General features: G+C 56.6%; 20 protein-coding genes. 6 read left to right on the top strand and 14 right to left on the bottom strand.

Features of this window, described 5'->3' with window-relative positions:
- Positions 1-3 precede the first annotated feature (3 nt).
- The 7 genes from V7680_RS04340 to V7680_RS04310 form a co-directional block, all read right to left on the bottom strand.
- Complete coding sequence (locus V7680_RS04340) at positions 4-561, bottom strand: pyridoxamine 5'-phosphate oxidase family protein (RefSeq protein ID WP_335652068.1); 558 nt, start codon at positions 559-561, stop codon at positions 4-6.
- 13 nt (positions 562-574) lie between these two features.
- Positions 575-1,081 carry a CPBP family glutamic-type intramembrane protease gene (locus V7680_RS04335; RefSeq protein ID WP_335652067.1) on the bottom strand — a complete coding sequence of 169 codons (507 nt, stop codon included), beginning with the start codon at positions 1,079-1,081 and terminating at the stop codon, positions 575-577.
- A 4-nt stretch (positions 1,082-1,085) separates the two neighbouring features.
- A complete protein-coding gene (locus tag V7680_RS04330) occupies positions 1,086-1,619 on the bottom strand; it encodes a DUF924 family protein (RefSeq protein WP_335652066.1) in 534 nt (177 codons plus the stop codon).
- Positions 1,620-1,655: 36 nt separating this feature from the next.
- Complete coding sequence (gene tldD, locus V7680_RS04325; protein WP_335652065.1) at positions 1,656-3,083, bottom strand: metalloprotease TldD; 1,428 nt, start codon at positions 3,081-3,083, stop codon at positions 1,656-1,658.
- Positions 3,084-3,131: 48 nt separating this feature from the next.
- Positions 3,132-3,341: a zinc-finger domain-containing protein gene (locus tag V7680_RS04320; protein ID WP_335652064.1), complete on the bottom strand. Its 210-nt coding sequence runs from the start codon at positions 3,339-3,341 to the stop codon at positions 3,132-3,134.
- 47 nt (positions 3,342-3,388) lie between these two features.
- The gene (locus tag V7680_RS04315) at positions 3,389-3,937 is read right to left on the bottom strand and encodes a DUF4402 domain-containing protein (RefSeq protein WP_335652063.1); all 549 of its coding nucleotides are present in this window, start codon (positions 3,935-3,937) and stop codon (positions 3,389-3,391) included.
- An 86-nt stretch (positions 3,938-4,023) separates the two neighbouring features.
- Positions 4,024-4,581 carry a DUF4402 domain-containing protein gene (locus V7680_RS04310; protein WP_335652062.1) on the bottom strand — a complete coding sequence of 186 codons (558 nt, stop codon included), beginning with the start codon at positions 4,579-4,581 and terminating at the stop codon, positions 4,024-4,026.
- A 216-nt stretch (positions 4,582-4,797) separates the two neighbouring features.
- Here V7680_RS04310 and V7680_RS04305 point away from each other — a divergent pair, with 216 nt between their 5' ends.
- Entirely contained in the window at positions 4,798-5,736 is a 939-nt protein-coding gene (locus V7680_RS04305; protein ID WP_335652061.1) for an ABC transporter ATP-binding protein, read from the top strand.
- A gap of 103 nt (positions 5,737-5,839) precedes the next feature.
- Positions 5,840-7,432: an L-aspartate oxidase gene (nadB, locus tag V7680_RS04300; RefSeq protein WP_442954967.1), complete on the top strand. Its 1,593-nt coding sequence runs from the start codon at positions 5,840-5,842 to the stop codon at positions 7,430-7,432.
- Positions 7,433-7,527: 95 nt separating this feature from the next.
- On the opposite strand, the gene V7680_RS04295 is transcribed toward nadB, so the two are convergent.
- Complete coding sequence (locus tag V7680_RS04295; RefSeq protein ID WP_335652060.1) at positions 7,528-9,735, bottom strand: acylase; 2,208 nt, start codon at positions 9,733-9,735, stop codon at positions 7,528-7,530.
- 159 nt (positions 9,736-9,894) lie between these two features.
- Here V7680_RS04295 and clpB point away from each other — a divergent pair, with 159 nt between their 5' ends.
- Positions 9,895-12,480 (top strand): ATP-dependent chaperone ClpB, encoded by a 2,586-nt coding sequence (gene clpB / locus V7680_RS04290; protein ID WP_335652059.1) that lies wholly within the window; start codon positions 9,895-9,897, stop codon positions 12,478-12,480.
- A gap of 551 nt (positions 12,481-13,031) precedes the next feature.
- Positions 13,032-13,982 carry a hypothetical protein gene (locus tag V7680_RS04285; protein WP_335652058.1) on the top strand — a complete coding sequence of 317 codons (951 nt, stop codon included), beginning with the start codon at positions 13,032-13,034 and terminating at the stop codon, positions 13,980-13,982.
- A gap of 12 nt (positions 13,983-13,994) precedes the next feature.
- Here V7680_RS04285 and V7680_RS04280 read toward each other — a convergent pair whose 3' ends face one another.
- Positions 13,995-15,491 (bottom strand): 2OG-Fe(II) oxygenase family protein, encoded by a 1,497-nt coding sequence (locus V7680_RS04280; RefSeq protein WP_335652057.1) that lies wholly within the window; start codon positions 15,489-15,491, stop codon positions 13,995-13,997.
- A gap of 101 nt (positions 15,492-15,592) precedes the next feature.
- Complete coding sequence (locus tag V7680_RS04275) at positions 15,593-18,628, bottom strand: TonB-dependent receptor domain-containing protein (RefSeq protein ID WP_335652056.1); 3,036 nt, start codon at positions 18,626-18,628, stop codon at positions 15,593-15,595.
- Positions 18,629-18,982: 354 nt separating this feature from the next.
- Between V7680_RS04275 and V7680_RS04270 the strand changes: the two genes are divergently transcribed.
- Entirely contained in the window at positions 18,983-19,552 is a 570-nt protein-coding gene (locus V7680_RS04270) for a hypothetical protein (RefSeq protein ID WP_335652055.1), read from the top strand.
- Positions 19,553-19,560: 8 nt separating this feature from the next.
- On the opposite strand, the gene V7680_RS04265 is transcribed toward V7680_RS04270, so the two are convergent.
- The 3 genes from V7680_RS04265 to xseA form a co-directional block, all read right to left on the bottom strand.
- Positions 19,561-20,433 (bottom strand): M23 family metallopeptidase, encoded by an 873-nt coding sequence (locus V7680_RS04265; RefSeq protein WP_335652054.1) that lies wholly within the window; start codon positions 20,431-20,433, stop codon positions 19,561-19,563.
- Positions 20,430-20,639: a DUF2093 domain-containing protein gene (locus tag V7680_RS04260; protein ID WP_335652053.1), complete on the bottom strand. Its 210-nt coding sequence runs from the start codon at positions 20,637-20,639 to the stop codon at positions 20,430-20,432. Before V7680_RS04260 ends, V7680_RS04265 begins: the two co-directional genes overlap by 4 nt.
- Before the next feature lie 82 nt (positions 20,640-20,721).
- Positions 20,722-22,188 carry an exodeoxyribonuclease VII large subunit gene (xseA, locus tag V7680_RS04255; protein ID WP_335652052.1) on the bottom strand — a complete coding sequence of 489 codons (1,467 nt, stop codon included), beginning with the start codon at positions 22,186-22,188 and terminating at the stop codon, positions 20,722-20,724.
- Between xseA and purD the strand changes: the two genes are divergently transcribed.
- Positions 22,187-23,467, top strand: coding sequence for a phosphoribosylamine--glycine ligase (gene purD, locus V7680_RS04250; protein WP_335652051.1), 1,281 nt, complete (start codon positions 22,187-22,189; stop codon positions 23,465-23,467). The genes xseA and purD overlap by 2 nt on opposite strands.
- Positions 23,468-23,928: 461 nt before the next feature.
- Here purD and V7680_RS04245 read toward each other — a convergent pair whose 3' ends face one another.
- On the bottom strand, positions 23,929-25,236 hold the full coding sequence (locus V7680_RS04245) for a M20/M25/M40 family metallo-hydrolase (protein ID WP_335652050.1): 1,308 nt from the start codon (positions 25,234-25,236) through the stop codon (positions 23,929-23,931).
- Between the last annotated feature and the right edge of the window lie 56 nt (positions 25,237-25,292).

The following is a 25,292-nucleotide window of genomic DNA, read 5'->3' as shown; positions in this document are numbered from 1 at the left end:
GATCTATTGCTCGCCAAAATAGCGGTCCGACGCGCGCGTCGGCAGACCGTCGATACTTGTCACACGGCCGGCGGTTTTTTCCACCCAGATGTCGGGATCGGCCTGGCGATGATATTTGATCAACGTATCTCGCTCGGCTTTCAACTCCATCTGCGGCACACCCCAGCCGCAGCTGGTCTGTATGCTGTCGACATGGATGTCGAAAATCTGGCGGGTGCCGGGAAGAATGTCGAAATGCGCGGCCAGTTCCTCCCACCCGCTATCCTGCGGCAGAACTGGCTGTCCGGTTCCATAGAACCGCATGATCAGCGCCGGATTGGCAAAATTGTTGAACATGATTGTCACCCGGCCGTCGGCAACCAGATGGGCATGGGTTTCATTGCCCGAACCACCCAGATCGAGATAGGCCACCCGATTGGGGCCAATCACCCGAAACGCGTCATAGCCCTTGGGCGAAAGATTGATCCGGCCGTCTTTGGACGCAGTCGCGACAAAGAACATCGGCTGTTTCGCGATGAAAGCGATATGATCATCGTTCAGGGCATCAAAAAAATCCGCCATGCTAGATTCCCGTTCAGTAAAATGGGCCGCCGAAAAATAGCTTCCATAGCAGCACTAATATCCAGTGGATCGCGATAACCGGCCACACAGATTGTGACACGATCCGGATATGGGTCAATATAATGCCCAATATGAACGTAGCAAACAGAAACGAGGGCTGGAGGAAGATAGCAGACCATGGCGGGCCGAAGGTCAAAGCCTGAAACGGATACCAGAGCATGAACAGCAGGGCCGAAAGCCAGCTCCCCCAGCGCTGCGAAAAACGCGCCAGCCAGGATAAGAGAACGCCGCGGAAGAAAAGTTCCTCGGCCAAGGCGGGAACAAAGAACAGGATGATGGCAGCGATCAATGCCGACCGGAAATCGCCGACCGGGTCAAACGTTATCCAGCCGCCGAGATAGCCCGCGAGAGCAATAATCGCTGTCGTCGGGAGCGCTATGCCCAGAGCGGCCTTCCAGCGCGCTCTGTCCGGCCAGATTTGCAACGCCCGCCAGGTTTGCTTCACTGCTGCTACCAGCATTGAGTTACCAACTCGCCCCGGCAGCAATGGCTGCGACTTCCTCAGGCCGAGATTGCCGCCCAAGAATCTCGTTACGATGCGGAAATCGTCCAAATTGAGCGATCACATCGCGATGTTCATTGGCAAATTTCTCATTGGAGCCGAGTTTCGTGAACAGCGTGACCGACTTATTCTGCAACTGCAGGTCCTCTGCGTGCATGAACGGCATATAGAGGAATGGGCGTTGCTGCTCAGGCAGCTTGTCGTCGAGTTCCAGATTAACCGCTTGTTCGGCGATTTGCTGCGCCAGATGGTCAGTCGAAAAGGCATCGGCGCTATTGCGAAACATATTGCGGGGGATCTGATCGAACAGAATGGTCGCCGCAAGCGCTGTCTCTGGCGACGTCAAGAAGTCAGCGGCGGTTTTCGACTTCTGCTCTTCCCAGAGCTCCAGAAAGCGGGTTTTGCAGAGTTCGTCGACCATTTCGCTTTTGGCCCACCAGTCTTTCGAATCGAGTTCCTTGAACCAGAAGGTCAATATCTCATCAACCCAGCCCATCAGGATATATCCGCTTTTGTCATATGTGCGCTGGGCTTACGCCGTCCCTCCGACCGTCAGACTATCAACCAGCAAGGTCGGCTGTCCAACACCAGCCGGCACGGATTGCCCGCCCTTGCCGCACATGCCGATGCCTTCGTCGAGCGCCATGTCATTGCCGACACCGGACACCTTGGTCAGCACGGTCGGGCCGTCGCCGATCAGGGTTGCGCCCTTGATTGGCGCGCCGAGCTTGCCGTTCTCGATCTTGTAGGCCTCGGTGCAGGAGAAGACGAATTTGCCCGAGACAATATCAACCTGTCCGCCGCCAAAGCTTTTGGCATATATTCCGTTCTTCACACGGCTCATCAGCTCGGCCGGATCATCATTGCCGCCGCGCATGAAGGTATTCGTCATCCGGGGCATCGGCGCATGGGCATAGCTTTCGCGCCGCCCGTTGCCCGTTGCCGGAACGCCCATCAATCGAGCGTTGAGCCGGTCCTGCATATAGCATTTCAAAATGCCGTCCTCGATCAGCACATTTTCCTGCGTCGGTGTGCCTTCGTCGTCGATGCTCAGCGAGCCGCGCCGTTCCCTGATCGAGCCATCGTCGACCACGGTAACGCCGGGAGCGGCTACGCGTTGACCGATTTTGCCGGAGAAAGCGCTAGTGCCCTTGCGGTTGAAGTCGCCTTCGAGGCCGTGACCAATCGCTTCATGGAGAATGATGCCGGGCCAGCCTGGGCCGAGCAACACGGTCTGTTCGCCGGCAGGCGCGTCGACGCTCTCGAGATTGACAAGAGCCTGCGCCAACGCTTCGTCGACCGCGCGTTTCCAGCGCGCTTCTTCGAACAGTTCGTCATAGAGATAACGCCCGCCCATGCCAAAGCTGCCGCTTTCACGGCGGCCGTTCTGCTCTGCCACAATCGAAACATTGAGCCGCACCAGAGGTCGTACATCCGTGGCGACGAAGCCATCGGGACGGACAATTTCAATCACGCTCCAGCTGCCGGACAGGCCCACCGAAACCTGGGCAACGCGGGGATCGCGGGCGCGGGCGGCCGCATCAATCTGCTGGCAGAGAGCGACTTTCTTCGCGAATGGAATGGCTTCCAGCGGATTGGCTTCGCCATAAAGATGCCGGTTGTTGCCGCGCGGTGGCGGAGCCTTTTCGCCCTTGGCCGGATCGAGCAATTGCAGGGTTTGTGCAGCGCGTTTGATCGCCGCTTCACTGATTTCGTTGCTGTGAGAAAAACCGGTCATCTCGCCCGAGACACCGCGAAGGCCAAAGCCGCTGTCGGTGCTGTAATCAGCAGTTTTCAGACGGCCATCATCAAAGCCGAAACTCTCAACCGCGCTATATTGCAGATAGAGTTCACCATCGTCACAAGCAGACAGGCTGCCCGCAACAAGCGCTTTTGCGCGCTCGGGGTCGAGGCCATCGGGACGATATAGGAACGAGCGGGGATCAAGGTTTTTTATCATTCCCTACATATAGAAATGAATCGGGGGCCTTGCACCCCCTATGTCGGATTATTCTTCGGGCTGAGCCGGGGCAACGTCTGCAGGGCCGCCATTCAGAACGAATCGCCGGTCACAATAGCCGCAGTCGACATAGCCTTTTTCGTCAATCTCGAGCCACACAAGCGGATGACCGAGGGCTGCGCCGCCCGGAATATCGGTGGCACCATCGCAAGCGTTGCGTTTCTTGGTTGTTCTGACAATTTCCGGAGCGTCAATCATGTAGAAGCGATTAGCAACGGATCGAGCGTCGCGCAATCCTGCAAATATCAGAAATAGTTCATGGTGAGCGGGAAGGTCGCTTCATAGACACCGGTTTGCTGACTGGGGCCTACGTCCAAAGTCGCGCCGATACGAAGCGTAATCACATCCGTCGCCGTTATGCGGAAGAGGCCGGGGAAAAATGTCGGCGTCAGATTATCCGCCTGCAGGGTAAGCGAGCGCATCGTCATATTGGCGCCCCCACCGACACGATTAAGCAAATAGGTAGCGGACCCCGTCGTAATATATACGTACCGGTTAGCCGTACCATAGCCCTGAAACTCGGCGTTGCTCACCGAACCGCCTGCCGCAACCACTGTTCCGGACACGGTACGGACACCCGACGTGCTTACTATTGCGGTGCCTCCCAGCAACCCGGGAATCAGATTGCCGAAATTGAGATCGTCAACCGGCACGAGCGACAGCGGGCTGACGACCACGGCATCAGCCTCGGCCGTATCGGTTTGCGCAAAGGCGGCCGGTGCACTGGTCAGAGCGACAAGCACGATTAACAGGCCGCCAATAAGGCGCGGTAGAATTTGATCTCTGGTCTTCACAAAAACTGCCCTAAGTCGAAAGCTGCAACTTTGCATTTACAGCTATAGTTAATTTCCCGGTAATCCCATTGATGGAATGACACCGTTCATTGATAATCAATAGTGATGTTGAATGTCCCCACATAAGCACCCCCTGGCTGATTAGCGCCGATTGTGAGCCGTCCCCCAAGCTTGTAGTCGGCTCTCCCGGCCGCATTCAGAAAGCGGTTCCTCGTCCCATTCCCGCCATCAAGGCGAAATTGATCGACTCGCATGGTCTGGGTGCCACCAACACGAATCAGATTGATCTGGTTTTGACTGACCGTGAAGCGGACCCGCTCCAGCGGCGTTCCAAATGCCGAAAACGACGCAGCTGTCCGGGTTCCGCCCAACGAGACAGCATTGCCACTCAATTGGGTCAAGGCATCCGTGTCCGGATCGATGCTGAACCGGCTCTGGGTCGTGCCTGCGGCAAAATTCCCGAAGTGCAGGTCTGCATTCTTGGTGATGTTCACACCCTGGTTGACCGTCGTTCGTGTTTGGGCACTGCCGGACGCCGCTTCGACGACAGTCAGCGGGACATATAGAATTGCACATAGCGGAATAAGCGCCGCGCAATAAAATGCGGACCATTTGGTCCGCGCAAAATATGTCCTGTTGTTCACCCTCGAAGCTATAAACGCCAAACTACTAAATATTATTGAAAATCTAGATTAACCAAATGTTACAGTGCCAATTGTTGATTTCCGGATTTCAAACGGGGAGTGGTTCAAAACCGCCATATTTACACAAAATCGAATGGGAGACGGGCCGACGCAGTCCCTTCACTCTAAAACAGCAAAGCCTTTGATTGTCCCCGACAAGATGTTTATGCGAAGCGAATGACCAATGCAGCGATCTCGATCAAGAATCTTTCGAAAACCTATGCCGGAGGGCAAAAGGCTCTGGATGACATCAGTTTTGATGTCCCTCGCGGTTCGATCTTCGGGCTTTTGGGCCCCAATGGCGCGGGCAAGTCTACCCTGATCAACATTCTCTCCGGAATGGTACGCAAAACCGGCGGCAGCGCCAATATCTGGGGTTTTGATATTGATGACAGTCCGCGCAACGCCAAAGCGTCGATCGGGATCGTACCGCAAGAGATTATTTTCGATCCGTTCTTCACGCCGTTTGAAGCGCTGGAAGTGCAGGCCGGGCTCTATGGTGTCTCGAAAGCAAAGCGCCGGACGATGGAATTGCTTCGCGCGGTGCATCTTGAGGACAAGGCCAACGCCTATGCCCGGACATTGTCGGGCGGCATGAAACGCCGGCTGCTGGTCGCCAAGGCGATGGTCCACTCTCCGCCGATTCTGGTACTCGACGAACCAACTGCGGGCGTCGATATCGATCTGCGGCAACAGCTTTGGGAATATGTGATCGAACTCAACAAGGCCGGCGTGACGATTGTGCTGACCACCCATTATCTCGAAGAAGCAGAAAATCTGTGCGACCGGATCGCTATTATCAACCACGGCAAGCTGATCGCCAACAAGCCAACACCGGAACTGGTCGACATGGCGCGTGAAAAACTGGTCGAGCTGACGTTGGACCGCGACATCAGCGAAGCGCAGGATGCGGTCTCCTTCGCTAATGACCTTTTCGAAAAAGCCGAAATCATTGGCGCGCGCACGGTAGCGGTCACCTATAACAAGGACAGGACCAATGCCGGCGGCGTGATGGCAGCGATACAGGAACGCGGTTTTGCGATAGTCGATGTCACGACAAGAGAGGCGGATCTTGAGGATGTGTTCCTCAATCTTACCCGCGCCAAAGCGGCTTAATGCGGATAGCGCGCTCCAGCCCCGTCTGTAGTGAGCCTGTCGGATCACGCCTGTCAGAAGAGAGACACTCTTCGACAAGCTCAGGACGAACGGAATTTATCAATTGAACCACGACGTCATCATCATCGGTTCCGGCGCGGCCGGATTGAGCGCCGCGATCACGCTGGCCCGGACTCACAAAGTGCTGGTTCTCGCCAAGGGTGAACTCACCGGCGGTTCCACGTCATGGGCCCAGGGCGGAATTGCTGCCGTGCTCGACGCGGGCGATACATTCGACAATCATATCAACGACACGATGGTCGCGGGTGCCGGCCTCAACCGCCGCGAAACTGTTGAATTTGTGGTCGAAAATGCGCCAGCAGCGATTGAACGGCTCGAGGATATGGGCGTGCCGTTCAACAAGGAAGCAGAAGTCCTCCATCTCACCCGCGAAGGCGGGCACAGCCACCGCCGGATCGTCCATGTCGATGACGCCACCGGCTGGGCCGTTCAGGAAGCGTTGCAGAATACAGCTGCAGCGCATCCGAATATCACCCTGCGTCCGCATATGGTAGCGATTGACCTGATCGTCGACCGTCATGCAGAAACACCCACCGGTGCCCAGCATGTCTGGGGCGTCTACGCGCTCAACAACGCAACCGGCCATGTCGAAACTTTGACCTCGCGCGCAACGATCATGGCCAGCGGAGGCGCTGGCCGGACCTATCTATTCTCCACCGCACCACGCGGCGCGACCGGCGATGGCATAGCCATGGCCTGGCGCGCGGGCGCACGGGTTTCCAATATGGAGATGATGCAATTCCATCCAACCTGCCTCTATAATCTCGAGGTCAAGAATTTCCTGATCACCGAGGCGGTGCGCGGCGAAGGCGGGCATCTGAAATTGCCGGATGATGCAGGCGACGAAGCTGGCGATCGCTATATGGATCGCTTTGATCCGGAACGCATGGAACTGGCTCCGCGTGATATCGTGGCCCGCGCCAATGACCACGAGATCAAACGGCTCGGACTGGACTATGTGCATCTAGACATCTCCCACCGCCACCCGGAATTTGTGAAGGGGCATTTCCCGAATATATACGACAAGCTCCTCGGGCTAGGCATCGACATGACAAAAGGACCGATCCCGGTCGTGCCCGCGCAACATTATACCTGCGGCGGGATATTGATCGATCTCGCCGGACGCACCGACTTGCCCGGTCTCTATGCCGCGGGCGAAGCCAGCGAAAGCGGCTTGCACGGCGCCAACCGGCTGGCCTCCAATAGTCTGCTAGAATGTTTCGTCTTCGGCGACGCCGCAGCACGGGATATCGCCGAACATTGGGACGAGCTCCCTGCCCCGCCCCCGATCCGCCCTTGGGATGAAAGCCGCGTCACCGACAGCGACGAAGAGGTCGTGATCAAGCAGACCTGGACCGAAATCCGCCGGTTCATGTGGAATTATGTCGGCATCGTTCGCACCACCAAACGCCTCGAACGCGCCCAGCATCGCATCGACCTGCTGCGCGGCGAAGTGCAGGAATATTACGGTAATTTCCGTGTGACCCAGGATCTGATCGAACTGCGCAACCTGATCGAGGTCGCGGACTTGATTGTGAAATCAGCGCTGGCAAGGAAAGAAAGCCGGGGATTGCATTATATTACCGATTATCCGGATTTGTTGCCGGAGGCGGTAGATACGGTTCTGGTGCCTTAGATTTCGTACTGCACCGGTTGAGGCCAAAGCTCCGCACCAAGTGTTGAGCACAGCTGCTTCCATGTACTCCGCGCTTGATGTAGAGAAGCCGTCGGTTAGCGCTTGCTCTTCACCACCTTATCACTTGTCTTATGCTTCTCCAGCTCCTTGGGATCGAACCACACCGGTTTGAGTTTCTTGTCGACAAACAATTGCATCTGGTCGGTATAATGGGGTGACTTTGGCCGCGTTGTTGCAGCACCGAAGGGCTGGATCGAGCGCGAGTGGACTTTGCCGTCTCTGGACCATTCGACAAACTGGATGAAACTGTCGCCGTGGCGCACGCTCAGCCGGCCATCGTCTTCGACATCCCACAGGGTCGAGGCGCGGATTGTATCATTGCCTCCATCAACCGGCAGATCGACATCGCCCTGCCGCATCCGTAGAACATCCATCATCGGCGGATCGATCTGGTCGAAATATTTGGTCAGATGGTCGACCGTTTCTTCCAGTATCTGTCGTGGATCAGGCATAGTGCCGCGGTTGTAATGCGACTTGTTCGCCGGACGCAGGACCATCAACGCAAGCGCGTCGGCAGCGCCCTTGCCATCGAGATTCCAGTCCCACTGACCAAGCAGCTGCTGCGCCTTGAGCAGTTTGGCGCTGTCCTTCAAATCGAGCGCGGCAATCTTGCTTAGCCAATTTTTTGCATAGCCTGCTTTCTCGTAGCCAGTATCATATTTGACCGCCCACAATTCGGCGTCGGTGATCTTGCCGTCGGCATTGGCGCGTTCCAGCAAGGCAATCGACCGGCGCGAGCGGTTGGTCTGGTCACCTTCGACCCCGAGCAGCGGCGAGAAATTGTCAGGGTTGAGCTCGTCCCCTGGCCCCGCCGCGATGAACGGCGTGTTATTGGCGTTCATGATATAGCCAGATGCCGGATTGACCAGAGCGGGGACACGAGTAAACGGCAGAGGTTGTTGCCATAGCGTCGCCGAGGTATCGCCGGGCAGCACCGTTCGCCAGTCATAGCCTTCGGGCCGGTCGGGGAACATCGCATTATAATAGAGCCCGATATTGCCCTCGGCATCGGCATAGATGAAGTTGGTCGCGGGAACGCCCTGCCCCGCCATCGCCGCCTGCCATTCGTCAAAATTTTTCGCCTTGTTGATCCGGTAATATTGGGTCAGCATATCCAGATCGTCGATACCCGCGTAGCGGAGCGCATAGGCCCCGCTGTCGTTCATGATGACCGGCCCGTGGATCGACCGATAGGCGACCTGCGGATAGGGAATGACAAAGGGACCAAATTTGATTTTCAGCCAGACGCGCTTTTTCTCGAGCGGCTTCCATTCGCCATCAAAGCGGTAGGCATCTTTCTTGTCGTTCAGCGTCAGCTTGTAGATATCGACCAGATCAGGCCGGTTGACGGTATTGGTCCAGCCGAGATATTTATTATGCCCCAGAAACGGGAAAGGCGACCCGGGGAAATTGGCTCCGGCAAAATCCCAGCCGTCTTCGCTATGCACAACCAGCTCGTACCAGGCGACATTGCCGCGCAATGGCTGGTGCGAATTTGAGATCAGTCGGGTCTTGCCTTCGGGAGAACGTTCCGGCGCAATTGCATAAGCGTTGGAACCGTTCTCATCCGGATCGGGTCCAACCGGCGTGACGGTCTCGTCTTCTATTATCTTATCGGGGCTCAGCGGATGGATAGACGTTTTTTCTTGCTCGCCGGACAGGCGCGGCCCGCCTTCTCTCGGGAGTGGCTTGTTCTGCACCAGCGCTTCTATCGGATTGTTAAGGCCGAAGAAAAATGGCGAGCGGAGTACAAAACCAGCAGCAATATCCTGGCCATTGACCGGGAATAATTTGGCCAGACTGACCTCCTCGGGATGATCCGCAGCATAAGCATTGAGACCGGAGGCATAGCCGGCAAGTACAGCGCGGACGTCAGCGGGGAGATCATCATATTTGCGGGTCACAGTCCCGCGGACATCAAGCAAAGCCGCGATATAGTCGATCGGCGCGCTGTCCGCTCCGTTGAGCGTCGCCATCCGGCCCCGCGTCATCGCCGTCACTTCCTGCAGCGTCGCAAAATCATCTTCGGAATGGGCATAGGCGACGCCATAAGCGACATCCCCATCGGTCTTGCCGAAAATATGCGGAACCCCAAATTCATCACGGACAATCCGCGCTTCATAGGAGCCTTCCGGCGGGGCAGAGGCGGCTTCAACGGACAGCGGTTCCCATACCGCCAGGCCGATAGCCGCCAACGCAAGAAAAGTCAGCAGCCCGACGCCTGCCCGCTTAAGTGTTTTCACGTATTTGTTCCTCCCCGACAGCATCATATGCTGCGCGTATCTTAACGCCCGTTAGCGCTTACCATATATATCCAACGGAAAAAGTCATCAATATGGTTGTGTTGCACGACTACAACACCATATTTATGACAAGAGACCAAGATTAAACAGGATGAACCAATGAACCTTGAGAAATTCACCGACCGCGCCAAAGGGTTTTTGCAATCTGCACAGACCGTTGCCATCCGGATGAACCACCAGCAGATCACTGCCGCGCACGTCGCCAAGGCGCTGCTCGAAGACGATCAGGGCATGGCAGCGGGACTGATCACCAAGGCGGGCGGCGATGCCAAAAAGGCGCATCAGGAAATTGATGCAGTGCTGGCCAAGATTCCTGCGGTATCCGGTGGCGGTGCCCAGCAAACGCCGGGCCTGAACAACGACGCGGTTCGTGTACTCGATCAGGCTGAGCAAATCGCCGAAAAAGCCGGTGACAGTTTTGTCACGGTCGAACGGCTGCTGCTTGCACTTTTGCTTTCAAAAGAGAGTGCAGCTGGCAAGGCGCTGCAATCCTCCGGCGTTACCCCCGACGCCCTGAACAGTGCAATCAACGATTTGCGCGGCGGACGCTCGGCAGATAGCGCTACGGCCGAAAATGCCTATGAAGCGATGAAGAAATTCACCCGCGACCTGACCCAGGCAGCGCGCGACGGCAAGCTTGATCCGGTGATCGGCCGCGACGAGGAAATCCGCCGAACAATCCAGATTTTGGCGCGGCGGACCAAGAATAATCCGGTGCTGATCGGTGAGCCCGGCGTCGGCAAAACCGCTATCGCCGAAGGCATGGCGCTGCGCATAGCCAATGGCGATGTGCCGGACAGCCTGAAGGATCGCCGTCTGATGTCGCTCGACATGGGCTCATTGATCGCCGGTGCAAAATATCGCGGCGAATTTGAAGAGCGGCTGAAGAGCGTGCTCGACGAAGTACGAGGAGCCGAGGGCGAAATCATCCTGTTCATTGACGAGATGCACACTCTGATCGGCGCGGGCGCTTCGGAAGGGTCGATGGATGCCTCTAACCTGCTCAAGCCAGCTCTGGCACGCGGTGAACTCCACTGTATCGGAGCGACCACGCTCAACGAATATCAGAAATATGTCGAAAAAGATGCTGCCCTGCAACGCCGGTTCCAGCCCGTCTTCATCGGCGAACCGACCGTCGAGGACACGATCTCGATCCTGCGCGGATTGAAGGAAAAATATGAACTGCATCATGGCGTCCGGATTACCGATGGCGCTCTGGTCAGCGCGGCTACCCTGTCGAACCGTTATATTTCAGACCGCTTCCTGCCCGACAAAGCTATCGATCTGATGGACGAAGCTGCATCGCGCATCCGCATGGAAGTCGAATCAAAACCCGAAGAAATCGAAACGCTCGACCGCCGGATTATCCAGCTAAAGATCGAACGCGAGGCGCTTTCCAAGGAAAGCGATGATGCGTCCAAAGGACGTCTCGAAACACTTAAAAAAGAACTGTCCGAACTCGAGCAGCATTCTGCTGAACTAACCACGCGCTGGCAGGGCGAGAAAGACAAGATCCACGCCGAGGCGCAGCTCAAGGAAAAGCTTGATCATGCACGGCTTGAACTCGAGCAGGCCGAACGGGCTGGCGATCTCGCCAAGGCCGGAGAGCTGAGCTACGGCACCATTCCCAATCTCGAGAAAGCGCTGGAAGAAGCTGCTGGAGCGAGCGAAGGAGCGATGCTGCGCGAGGAAGTCGTGTCCGAAGATATCGCCGCCGTGGTTTCCAAATGGACCGGCATCCCGGTCGACAAGATGCTCGAGGGCGAGCGTGAGAAACTGTTGGCAATGGAAGAATTGATCGGCAAGCGGGTGATCGGCCAGAAGGACGCAATCTCGGCAGTCTCCGCAGCCGTGCGCCGCAGCCGCGCTGGCCTGCAGGACCCGAACCGGCCCCTGGGCAGCTTCCTGTTCCTCGGCCCTACCGGCGTCGGCAAGACCGAACTGACCAAGGCCCTCGCTGGGTTCCTGTTCGATGATGATCAGGCGATGGTCCGCATCGACATGTCAGAATTCATGGAAAAGCATAGCGTATCACGCCTGATTGGCGCGCCTCCGGGTTATGTCGGCTATGACGAAGGCGGCGTATTGACCGAAGCGGTTCGCCGGCGCCCTTATCAAGTGATCCTGTTTGACGAAGTCGAAAAGGCGCATAGTGATGTGTTCAACGTGCTGCTGCAGGTACTGGACGATGGTCGCCTGACAGACGGCCAGGGCCGCATGGTGGATTTTTCCAACACATTGATCATCCTGACCTCCAATCTCGGCAGCCAGTATATGGCGAACCTTAAGGACGGCGAGACGGTCAAGGATGTCGAACCGCAGGTGATGGAAGTCGTCCGCGCCCATTTCCGCCCCGAGTTTCTCAACCGGCTCGACGAAATCATCCTGTTCCACCGGCTGGCCGAGGAGCATATGGCACCGATCGTCGATATCCAGGTCCTGCGGGTGCAGAAATTGCTCAAGGACCGCAAGATTGAGCTGAACCTGACCGATGCCGCAAGGCGCTGGCTGGGGCGGGTCGGCTATGATCCGGTCTACGGCGCACGGCCGCTCAAGCGAGCGATCCAGAAATATCTTCAGGACCCGCTCGCCGACCTGATCCTGCGCGGTGACGTGCCGGATAACAGCACGGTCAATATTGATGAAGGCGATGGCGCGTTGAAGATGGAGCCGGTTGCCAGCTAAGGCACCGGCAAGCCGTCTTTCAAAGCGCCAAATACTGCTTGTTAGTTGACTTCCGGAAAGCCTCGAGACGCGTCCTGCAAAAGTGCGTCTGCTGTACGCTGTCCTGCAGAGCGACGAGCCCGCCATTCCGCTACGGTCAAGCAGACACGCTTCTTGCGTGCGCGAGACCCGGTAACCGCTTGCCGTTCGCATTTGATGACGTTTGAATCGTCCTGCTCTTTTACGGTTTCGGTTTCATCCGCACTTTTTGCATCTTTAGCGGCTACACTAGATGCTCCCAGAAATACAACGGACGCCAATGTCAGACTTATAGCTTTTACTCGCACGTGAAATCTCCTTACCGCAGTTCAGACTTTGATCAAAAACGCGTATCCTCGAAACTATTTCTATTTGAATCTTTTCCCGATTTCAATGGGCTATTAAATCGGCTCGTTTTTCTTGCTTCGCTCGGCAAGTCGGTGCAAATTGCTCATGTGCATTCTACAGATCCCAAAACCAAAACTGCCCTTGATCCAGATTGGCTAGCCCACCGATATCAACCGGATGGGGACATGGTTCATTTCGTCTACGCGCCCAGGCAGGTCCACCAATCAGCCACATTCATCTCGGATGAATATTTGCCGACAAATCTCGAACGCAAGATAATCAGCCGGACAGACGTGGCAGTGCCAACGAGTGCAGATATTCCGGTTCATTTTATATTGCACTCAGGATTTTGCTGCTCGACCTTATTGGCACGTGCTTTCGACCTCGAGAATATCTCCATGGGCCTGAAGGAACCTGTGATCCTGCAAGATGCCACGGGATATTATTCTGGCGCACCTGACAAACACAAAGCGCGGGAGATTGTCGGAAACTTGCTGGAATTGCTGGCTCGTCCGTTCAACCCTTCCGAGACGACCATCGTCAAACCCTCCTGTATCGTCAACGGCTTGGCTGAACAATTTCTGGACCTGTTGCCAAATTCCCGCGCTCTTCTGATCCATGCACCCCTGCCGGTGTTTCTGGGCTCGATCGCGAGAAAACAAATTACAGGCAGACTTTGGGCCAGGGAGCAATTCGCTGAATTGCGCAAAATGGGGCTTGTCGATCTGGGTTTCGACGACGATCAGCACTTTCGCCAAACCGATTTGCAGATTGCCGCAGCCGGGTGGCTCGCCCAGCAATCGATATTCCAGAAGCTCATCGCCCGTTTTGGTGCTGACCGAATAAAGACGATAGACAGTGAAACTTTGCTCGCCGAACCGCACGTAGCCATGACCAATATGTCCCGGCTTTATCAACTGGATCTGGATGACCGGCAGATAAGCCATATGGTAGACGGCCCGGCCTTTAACAGTCATTCCAAACACGGTACGGAATTCGATCGTGACGGCCGCAACGAGGAACGATCATCCGCAGAGACACTCCATGCCGATGAGATAGAGAAAGTTGCGTTCTGGGCCGGAAAAGTTGCCGAAGCTGTCGGGATCGACATCGATCTGAAAGCGCCACTTATCTAGATAGCCGGTCGGCTATACTGAGTTATCGATCGGCGACGGTGTCGCTACATCAAATGCTACAGACAATCTCTCGCCATCCTCAAACGGCACTGTCCCGTGCCACATGATCGATGGAAAAATGATCAGTCGGCCGGGTTTGGGTTCTATATGCCGGATAGCAGGCAGGTCGAGATTAAGCTCTGGCGGCGGTGCGCCCAAGGCCAACCAGCCAGAAGGGGGTGGCCCCATCTCTGTTTCGTTGGGCAAATTGACATAGAATGCAGAGCTGAACCAGCCCATCGGATGGAGGTGGCTGGTGTGAAAGCCGGCACCCGTCAATCGCACCGACCACGAGCCAGAAAACCGAATAGAATTTGACCGGTGCCGCAAGACCGGGTGGGTCGGGTCCAACGCAGGAAGGCCGTCAATATGGTCTTTCACTGTCGATCGAATGACAGATTTTAGCTTCTGGATTTCCGGATCGATCCTCGCAAAAAGCGGGCCATCTGTCTGGCTGCCACCGCGAACCGATTGTCCAATCATATCCGCCTTTGCAACATGGATCGACCTTAGGCTTGTTGCTAGTGCGGCAATGTCGATTTGATCTTCCAAGTCATAGATTTGGACAAGACCTTCTTGATCATCCAGCCATTGCCAACGGGCGTCGCCGATCGCTCTCCACGCCAAAGAGAGATAGGGCCAAATCTGATTGGCATCAGGATCGTGAACAAACGACTCCCCTAAACGGGCAGCCAACTCAAAATGACCGGTTCGAAACAGGTGCCGCATATGCCGCACCGCGAGCGCAATCTCAGTAATCGGCGCCAAAGCTGCGAATAGCTGGTCAGCCCTTTTCGTTTCACCCAGTTCAGATGCGCAGATTGCATCATACATTGTCAGTCCGCGACTGTCTCCCAACGCCGCTCTCGCCTGTTCTACCGTTTCCGATGCTTCTGCGAAACGATCTGCCTTCAACAGTGCATCCAGGCATTTCGCCCATAGCGATCCATTTTGCGGATTGGTTTTGAGCGCCTGGGTGAAGGATGTCGTAAAGCTTATTTTATCGCCGGACATCCAACGGGCTTGTGAAAGCAGATCATGACCCTCCAGCCATAGAGGATTGCTGGCCAGGATAAGTTCAAGATCTGCAATTGCCTCATCGAATTTTCCCGAGGCCATTTGTGCGGCACTACGACCCATTATTATTGAACCATCATTCGGTGCAAATTGCCGGGCCTGGTCAAATTTCTCTACCGCTGGCATTCCCGCTTCCATGGTCACTCTTGCGATGGCGTGATGAAGAACGGCGTTCTGCGGTTGATAGCTCAGGGCTTTTTCCAGTGCAGCCAACGCGGCAGCGGAATTCTGATCCGTCCGGTGCAATGTCCCCAATATGTGCCAAAGCTTTCCGTCATGGGGCTGTTCTTTGATCGCCGATTGAACAAGACCAATCGCCTCATCCATCTTGCCGCCATCTGCCAAGGCCGTGGAGCCCCTCATGACATCGTCGGAGTCAGATAAATTGATCATTGGTACCGCCCACCATCCCTAGCTGTGCCAGCCATATATACAAAAAAAGAGCGGCGGGAAATATCCCGCCGCTCCTGATTGATTACTAAACTGTCTGCTAATTAGAAGCGCAGACGTCCTGTAACCTGGTAACGACGACCGATCGCATCATATGTCGTCGGGTAGGTGTTACCCGAGTTATATGAGCTCGAACCGACGAACGAAGAAACGTTAGGTGGTTTCTTGTCGAGGAGGTTTTGTACGCCAGCGGTCAACTCAAAGTTATCCGTAACGCTAAACCGGGTTGTCAGATCGAAGTAGCTGTAAGCGCTGATCGAGCTGTATTCCGGCAAAGCACCGCCGAAGGAAGCACTGAGTGGTTCAAGCGAAACGCCATCCATCCAAGTCCACAACAACGAGATATCAACGGTATCATCCAGGCTAACGGTCGTACGAGCGTTAAAAGTGAGTTCTGGAGTGATTGGCTCACAGTTTTCACCGTAGAAGCTGACACATTCGCGGTTGATCGAAGCAGGGCTACTCTGGAATTTCAGTTCCCGGGTCCAGTTACCGCCAAAGTCAAATGCGACTTTACCGAAGCTGGTAGGAAGCTGATAAGCAACCCGCAAATCGACACCTGAGGTTTCGATCGTGCCCTGATTGGTCAACTGCAACAACAGACCAGGAGTATCACCACCACCGTTCAACGAACCGTTGAGCGGGTTACGAACAATCAACGCACAAGCCGTTGGATCGCGGTCTACAAAGCATGGATCCAGAATATCACCTGGTGTCGGGGTCGTAATAGCACCCGTAACCTTGATGTTATAATAATCCGCTGTGATCGACAGACCAGGTACTGATGGTGGCGTCAAAACAACACCGATGGTGTAGCTGTTCGCCGTTTCAGGGCCCAAGTTCGGGTTGCCGCCTGAAGTAGCGTTGATCTGCGAAGCCGATGGTACCGGGATGGAACCAATCGAAGCAGCAGGCGCACCTTGAGCGATACAGATTGCGGACAATCCAATGCCACCAGCGCCTGCGCATGGATCAACAGCCAATGCAGTCAAACCGGTCACAACAGGAGCGAACAATTCACCGATGTTAGGCGAACGAACCGCATGCTGATAGATACCACGGATCTTGTAGCCTTCAACTGGCTCCCAGGTACCACCAGCTTTCCAAGTCGTGCTTCCGCCCGAGTTGGAATAGTCGGAGTAACGAACACCAGCTTCTACGGTCAGGTTATAGATACCAGGGATATTTTCAGCGATTGGAATGATCAATTCGCCGAAGACTTCCTTAACATCATATTCGCCTTGGTAGCTAGGCGATGGTGCGCCGGTACCCAAAACTTCGTCCTGAGTGCCGCTGGCTACGTCGGAAGCCTGTTCCGCCGTATACTTGCGATATTCAGCACCGACAGCAAAACCGATTGGCGTATCAGCAAAAAGGAAGCTTTCCGTACCGAGATCACCGGACAGGCTGGCATTCACTACAGCGAGCGAGGTTTTGACAGTCTGGCCACTTGGCTGGTTGAAGAATGCTACTGATTCAGCAGAGATGTTACGACCTTCGTTGGTACCAACTTGAGGACCGAAAAGATTGATCGGCACACAACCGTTGCTGGTATCCGAGCAGGTGTTGGCATCATTGGCCCGAAGAGCCTGTTGTACCCGCGATTTCAAACCCCAGTTACGGTTGGTTTGGGTACGATCTGACTGACCATAGCTACCGTAAACATCAAAATCGATGGTTTCGGTAACCGAACCACGAACACCGCCCCAGATTTGGAACTGGTTTGTGACATAATCGGTCTGACGATTGCCTTGCTCAACCAAACGACGATTGATCGTTACTGGAACTTCCAGGTAATCAGCGTCGCCTGGGTTGGTAGCAGCACCGGCTGCAGTACAAGTTGCCGCATCAACATTACGAACACCGCTATCCCGCGTTGGCGGAACACCAGGCGTTGTAGCTTCGTCGACATAGTTTGGATTTGGTTCTTGCACAAAGCCCTGACCAGCACAGATCTGCTGACGCTGAGCATCGTTGATGAACGGGTTGTTCAATGGGAACTGCCACGTATCACCAAACAGGCCGGATGGAGCGAGCTGAAGGCTTACGGTGCTCTTCGTGAACATCGCTTTTGTGTAAACTTCGATATTGTCGGTTACTTCATACCGCGCTTTACCGAACACGTTGAAGCGTTCTAGCGGGGTCTGGAAGTAGTTGAACGGAGCGAAGTTGAACGTGTTGAATGTTGGAACAAACACGTCATTTGCAAAGCTGTTCTGGTTTGCAGTCCGGTCAGCGCGCTGATCAGCAGCAGCCAGCGGATTGTTTGGGTTGGCATCAAATCCACCCATGCCGTTTGACGTCGGGTTAGCGAATGTATCACGGTCGCTGGTGATGCGGGTAGGTGTCGATGTACCGGAACCGATCTTCGAGCCTTCGATGAACAGAGCGTCCTGCGAAATCGCACGATCGCTTTGCAGTACCGAGTCAACCGTCTGGTAGCCAACGCTCAGAACTGCGTTACCGCGTCCGTCGTCAAAATTCGCGCCGATTGTTACGTCGGTACGGAAACGCTGTCCGTCACCTTCTTCAGCAAGGCCCATGGAAAAGCCCATGTCAACGCCAGCAAAGTCGCGCTTCGTTACGAAGTTGGCAACACCTGCGATAGCATCCGCACCATAAACCGAACTAGCGCCGCCGGTTACGATGTCTACACGTTCAACTAGAGCAACTGGAATGATGTTAAGATCGGTCTGGCTGCTCAGGCTCGATGGAACCAAGCGAGTGCCGTCCAGAAGAACCAAGTTACGACGCGAACCGAGGTTACGCAGGTTGAGCGTTGCAAAACCGGCACTACCGTTATTCACGCTGCCGTTAACACCTGGAGAAACACCAGGCAGTTCGCCGATCAGTTCTTCAGCATTGGAAGCCTGACGCAAATCAATTTCGTCTTCGCCCACTACGTTTACTGGAGCAGATTGTACGAGGTTAGGATTGCTGATGCGCGAACCCGTAACAATAATTACGCTTTCAGACGCCTCGGCTGCTTCTTGGTCCTGCGCGAATGCAGGCGTAGAAACCATAGCGAGTCCGAGCACCATAGGTGCAACGGATGCCTTCAGGTTTGAATATTTTCTCATGTAATCCAGTCCCTTATTCTGGAGAGGTTGACCATTGTGGCCGATCCCCGGTTGTTGACCGATGGCAATCAGCGCGCCCCAAACGCACGGATTCGACCACCGAGTTGGGGGTCAATTGCAACAAGGCTTGTGACCTGTAAAGCTTCTGTTCAGGGAAAAGGGCAGTTTTTGTAGAGATTGTAACTATTTTGTCACAGTTCAAGCCGCCGAAAAATCGGCGATAATCGCGCGTTTTGTAGGTGTGACACCGGTCCCTTGATCCACATGCTTCAGTCGCTTAACAATGAATTGCCTCCGATGGCGCTATTGCTTATGTGAGGAGAAACTTGAATTCCAACGACGGGAAAGCTCAGCATGGTTAGTTCTAAATGGTTCATCGCAGGCATGATTTCAGCAACCATCACTGTGGCAGCAGGCCTAAGTGCCCCGGCAGCTGCTCAGGAGCTTGATCGCAGAAAAGCGCTGACCGCGCCGCCGACTGTCTACACCGATCTATTGGCTTGCAAGGATATGGCTGATCCTACTGCACGACTGGCTTGCTACGATGAAAAGGTCACGACGCTGCAAACCGCCCAATCAACCAACCAGGTGGTCATTGCCGATCGCGAACAGGTTCGCGAAGCCCGGCGCGGCCTGTTTGGACTGACCCTGCCGAGAATCAAGCTTTTCGGTGGCGATGGCGATGAAGGTGACGAAATCGCGGAGATTGATGGTACGGTTCAGTCCGCCAGGAAGATCCGAAGCGGCAAGTGGCTTATGCGCCTTGAAGATGGAGCAGTTTGGCAACAGACCGATTCTCCACGCAGTTCGATGCGAGCTCCAAAAGCTGGTGATTCGATAGTGATAAAACGGGCCGCGCTCGGGAGCTACCTGGCCAAGGTGAATGATGGCCGGGGGTTCAAAGTCATGCGGGTGGTCAACTGATTGCCGAGCTAATCCATCGACCCGGTCAATAGAATCGGGTCGATCCTCGCCTGATTCCACTTCATCGACCAGTGAAGATGCGGTCCGGTCGCGCTTCCGGTTGAACCGATACGGCCGATAGGTTCACCACGCTTTACGATCTGCCCGGGCTTTACCAAAATTTCAGAACTGTGCAGGAAAGCGCTGTTGAGCCCCATGCCATGGTCGATCATCAGCAAATTGCCCTCAAGCGTAAACGGACTGCTCGCCGCCAGCGTCACCACGCCGTCGGCGGGTGCTACATAATAAGTGCCATTGGCAGCGGCGATATCGATCCCGCTATGATAGCTACCAGGCGAGCCATTATAGATGCGTTGATTGCCGAACATCCCGGAGATCCGACCCTTGACCGGCCAGATGAAGTTCTGGCGCCATCCTGCACTGTCACTCTTGACGCTGCGCGCAGCATTGATTTGCGCCAGCTCCGGTGCACGGCGTTGCTTGAAGGCCTCGCTGGCGGTCCGACCGCTGCGATTGAGGCTGACATGTTCGATCTGCCATTTGCGTGGCGCAATATTGATGAACTTCCGGACTGTTTGACCATTGTCCAGCGTCGCGACCAGTTGCGCCGCCTGTCCGGCATCGCGGTTGAATGCGATAATGAACTTACCATCTTCATCAACCGGAACGGGGTCGCCGTCGAAAGAAAGGCTGGCAGTTCCCGCAGGCGCGTCACCGATCATCACACCGCCCTGGATGGCTTCTCCGCTAAAGCCGAATTTCATCGCCTCGCGAAACGCGGACTGTTCGGTATCATCGGCTTCGGCATATACGACGGCTGCAGGAACGGCGACCGCCGCGATCGTCAAAGCGCAGAGCGTGGTTTTAAACCGTCCGCTCACTGTTCACTTTCCGGTAGATGGGCGCGAGCCGAAATCTGTGCACTTGCATAAGGCTCCTGCTTTTCGACACTCCAGTAGCGGAGTTCGTCGAGCGGAATGGCTTCTCCGGTGACCGCGCACAGGACATGGTCCCCCGCAGACATCGGCCGGAAGCCATTGGGCATATAATGCAGCTTTGCCACCTTGTTGCGATTAGACATTAACATAGGACGTTCTTACTCCCTGAATCCTTTACCTGCGATTTACGGTCATGATTACCGAAGCTGGCCAATCCTAACGCAAATTCCACTAGAATAAATCCTTCTGCCTGTCATCCGACGGTTTTTTGACTCGGCTGGCCGATGCTTGGGCGGGTTTCGGCTTGGCTGGAGCGGCATCGGTCACGCTGGCACCGACGGTCCCGTCCTGGAAATGCAGGTCGAGATGGCCGGCCTTGAGCGCAGCCGCACGATTGGCGATCAGACCGCCGTCTGGTCCCGATACCCGTGCATAGCCTCTTTTCAGTGGGCCATCGGGGGAGACTTGTTCCGCCAGCCGCCACAGCGCATCCAGTCGCTGGCGCGCGCTGTCCAAAGGACGCTGTACCAGACTGACCGGCAAGTCGAGCCGTTTGAACCGTTCCTGCGACCGCGCCAGCCGCTGCTGCAATATAGACGGCCGCAACGCTCCGGCGCTGGCTGAAAAACGGCTGCGGGCGTGAGCGATATTCTGGCTCATGCCATATTTCATCCGCTCGGAGACTTCATCCACCCGCTGCTGATGGGGGCGGAGCAAGTCGGTCAATGCGGGCATCAGACGGCGCTGCGCCTCCAGCCGTTCCTGAGCGGTGTTCAGACTGCGCTGCACGCTGCGCGCCATGCGCGCCTTGCTTTCCGACAAGGTAGCAAGCCATTCCGCCCGGACCGGCACCGCCATCTCGGCAGCAGCGGTCGGCGTCGGTGCGCGCAGGTCGGCGGCGAAATCGCAGAGCGTGGTATCGGTCTCGTGCCCCACGGCGGAGATGATCGGGATCGCGCAATCCGCGACAGCCCGGACCACAATCTCTTCGTTGAAGCTCCACAGATCCTCGATCGAACCCCCGCCGCGTGCGATGATGACCAGATCGGGCCGGGCGACCGGACCATCCGGCGCCATGTCGGAGAAGCCACGAATGGCGTGGGATATCTGTTTCGCCGCACCCTCGCCCTGCACCAGCACCGGCCAGACAATCACATGGCTGGGGCAGCGGTCGGCGAGCCTGTGCAATATATCGCGGATCACCGAACCGGTTGGCGATGTGACCACGCCGATGGTTTTCGGCAGGAACGGGATTGCTTTCTTGCGATCCTGATCGAACAGACCCTCGGCGAGCAGCTTGGCCTTGAGCTTCTCGAACAGCGCCATCAGCGCCCCCTCGCCCGCCAGTTCCATCTTGTCGATCACGACCTGATATTTGGAGCGGCCGGGATAGGTGGTAAGCTTGCCCGAGACCACAACCTCGACGCCATCCTCTGGCTGGAAGGGCAGCCGCCCGGCATTGCCCTTCCACATCACCCCGTCGATCACCGCCTTGTCGTCCTTCAGCGCCAGATAGACATGCCCGGAGGCCGCGCGTTTGAAGCCCGATATCTCGCCCTTGATCCGGACATAGCCGAAGCGATCCTCGACCACCCGCTTGAGCGCTCCGGATATTTCCGAAACCGACAAAGGCGGGGCGTTGTCACCCTGCCCGCTCTCGGCTAGGAGCTTCGCGTCTAATGAGAGGGAATCGTCCATGAATATCCTGTTGATTGGCTCCGGTGGCCGCGAACATGCCTTGGCCTGGAAGCTGGCGCAATCCCCTTCTCTCGAGAAATTCTACGCGACCCCGGGAAATCCCGGCATCGCGCAACATGCCGAACTGGTCCAGCTGGACATCGCCGAGCATGACGCGGTCGTCCGCTTCTGCCAGGGCAAGCGCATCGATCTCGTCGTCGTCGGCCCCGAAGCGCCACTGGTCGACGGGCTTGGCAACAGCCTGCGCGCCGCCGACATAGCGGTGTTCGGTCCCGACAAGGCAGCGGCCCAGCTCGAGGGCTCGAAGGGCTTCACCAAGGACCTGTGCAGCCGCGCCAATATCCCGACCGCCGGCTATGTCCGGACCACCAATTCCGCCGACGCGCTCAAGGCACTCGACGGCTTCTCCATTCCCGTCGTGATCAAGGCCGATGGCCTGGCCGCCGGCAAGGGCGTGATCATCGCCGAGACCCGCGACGAAGCCGAGGCCGCGATCACCGACATGTTCGGCGGCGGCTTTGGCGCGGCCGGCGCGGAAGTGGTGATCGAGGAATTTCTGACCGGCGAAGAAGCCAGTTTCTTCGCGATCACCGACGGCAAGTCGGTCGTCCCCTTCGGCACCGCGCAGGATCACAAGCGGGTCGGCGAAGGCGATACTGGCCCGAACACCGGCGGCATGGGTGCCTATAGCCCCGCCCCTGTCCTCACCGCCGCCCTGCAACAGCAGGTGATGGACGAGATCATCCAGCCAACCGTCGACACATTGGCCGCCGAGGGCACGCCCTATAGCGGCGTCCTGTTCGCCGGGCTGATGCTGACCGACACGGGCCCGCAGCTGATCGAATATAACGCCCGCTTCGGTGATCCGGAATGCCAGGTGCTGATGATGCGGCTGGAAAGCGATCTCGCCAAGCTGCTGATGCGCACCGCCAAGGGCGACCTCGCCCAGACCAGCGCCCCGATCTTTGCGCCCGAAACCGCGCTGACCGTGGTTATGGCCGCCAAGGGCTATCCCGCGACACCGGAGAAAGGCGGCAAGATCCAGAATCTGGCGCGAGCCGAACGCGAGGGCGCCAAGATATTCCACGCTGGTACCACCGAGCAAGACGGCGCACTGGTCGCCAGCGGCGGCCGCGTGCTCAACGTCACCGCGCTGGGCGACAGCGCCACCGAAGCGCAGGCCAAGGCTTATGCTGCGGTCGACCAGATCGATTTCGAGAGCGGCTTTTGCCGCCGCGACATCGGCTGGCGCGAGGTTGCCCGGGAGGCGGGGAACTAGTTTTTCGCGACGCGTTTGAACCCCAAAGTTTGTCAAAGTTGGGGCCAAGGAGCGGTTCTCACCTGCCCGTTTGTCGGGGAACATGGTTATGGGACTCGCACGAAGACACGAAGGCGCTAAGAGATTGCGCTTTGTGGCTTAGTGTCTTCGTGCGAGCTTGACCATTTTGCGTCGCGCCGTGAACTTTACACAAACATCCGCTTTTATTTTCTGTAATCTTTGCCCCCAGACCGCAAAATTCCAGCATTTTTGGGAAAACAACCGGTCACCGAGTGTAACCTTCCAGATTGCCGCCAAAACCGGTCCGATAGGAACACGCACCCCGCTGCCAGCGCCGCGATCATATCCAGATTGTCAAAGAGCCCGTCCCGCGCATGGTGCGGAGCGGTTGTGATATTAAGCGATCGGGTCGGATGTAGGACAGCGGTTTTCACCTTCTCCAGCGAGGGAGCGGGGAACCATCACTTTATCAGATCACTCGCCAGCAAATCCGCCACCAGCAAGGCGGTGCGGTGCGTGGCTTGTTGCAGGCTGCCGAGCTCCATTTCCTCCTCGACGGTGTGCGAGCCGGTGCCGGCGACGCCCAGTCCGTCCATACTGGCGACATAGGGCGCTACGAAGCTGATGTCCGCCGCGCCGCGTCCTTCCGGCGGGAAGGATTTCGCGGGTTCGAGGCCTAGCCGCGCGTGCACCGCGTTGAGGCGTTCGAGCAATGCTTCATTCGCCTCGGTCAGCTCCATCGCGGGATATCTATCTTCGAAGGTGATGGTCGCCTGCGTGTGCGGCAGGCTGTCCTCGACGATGCCTTGCATCAGCGCTTCTGCGGCGCGCAATTGCGCTTCGTTCATGAAGCGCAGACCGCCTGAAGCAATGGCGGTTTCGGCGATTACATTATCCTTGCCGCTGACCGTCACTGCTCCGGCGCTGCCGACCGGGTCGATCGCCGACCCTGCGGCGACCATGCCGGGATTGAAGGTCAATCCGAGCGGTCCGCGGACCTCGCCGTAAAAGCGGTTCAGGATGCGCGCCATTTCGAAAGCGGCACCGGCGCCGCTATCGTCGCTGAAAATTCCCGAGGAATGGGCGCGCTTTCCGGTCACCTCGAGCTTCCATTTGGAGGAACCGCGCCGGCCAATCACTCCCCATTCAGGGCTGCCTCCTTCGAAGTTAAGCGCATAGTCGGCGGCTTTGCCGGCCGCGATCAGATCCTTGCGGGCATAGGCGAGCGGGGTGCCGGTACTTTCCTCGTCACCGGTGAAGAATATCGTCACCTTGCCGCCCTTGATTGCATCCGCCTCGATCAGCGCCCGCATAGCATAGATGACCACTGCATTGCCGCCCTTCATGTCCGCGATGCCCGGGCCGCGCAGCTTGTCGCCATCGCGCTCGAAGCGCTGGAAAGGACTGTCCGGTTCGAACACCGTGTCGAGATGGCCGATCAGCAGGAGGTTCGGACCCTCGCCAAAATCCCGTTCGGCGACCAGATGACCGCCACGGCCCATCGATTGCGGCATGTCGATCCAGCGCACCGCAAAGCCGATATCCTCCAGTTCGCGCCGGTAGATTTCGCCGACCTTGCGGACCCCTGCGGCATTGAGCGACCCGGAATTCTGGTTGACCGTCTCTTCAAGCAACTGCAGCTGCTCCGCGCCATTGGCGTCGACGGCGTCGAGAATGGGTTTGTCACTAGCGCTCGCGCTCGTGATCGAGACTGTGAGCGTGGCAAGCAGCAGGCATGCGGAAGTGGCGGCTTTCATTATCGCGAACATATTGGAGGCCTTTTCTCTTCGGTCGTGGATATTGGCATTGAAAGTCGAAACTAGCG

Source organism: Parasphingorhabdus sp. (genome assembly GCF_036963705.1).
Lineage (GTDB): Bacteria > Pseudomonadota > Alphaproteobacteria > Sphingomonadales > Sphingomonadaceae > Parasphingorhabdus.
Note: the sequence above shows the minus strand (reverse complement) of the source record. Positions and strands in the feature narration are given on the sequence as shown.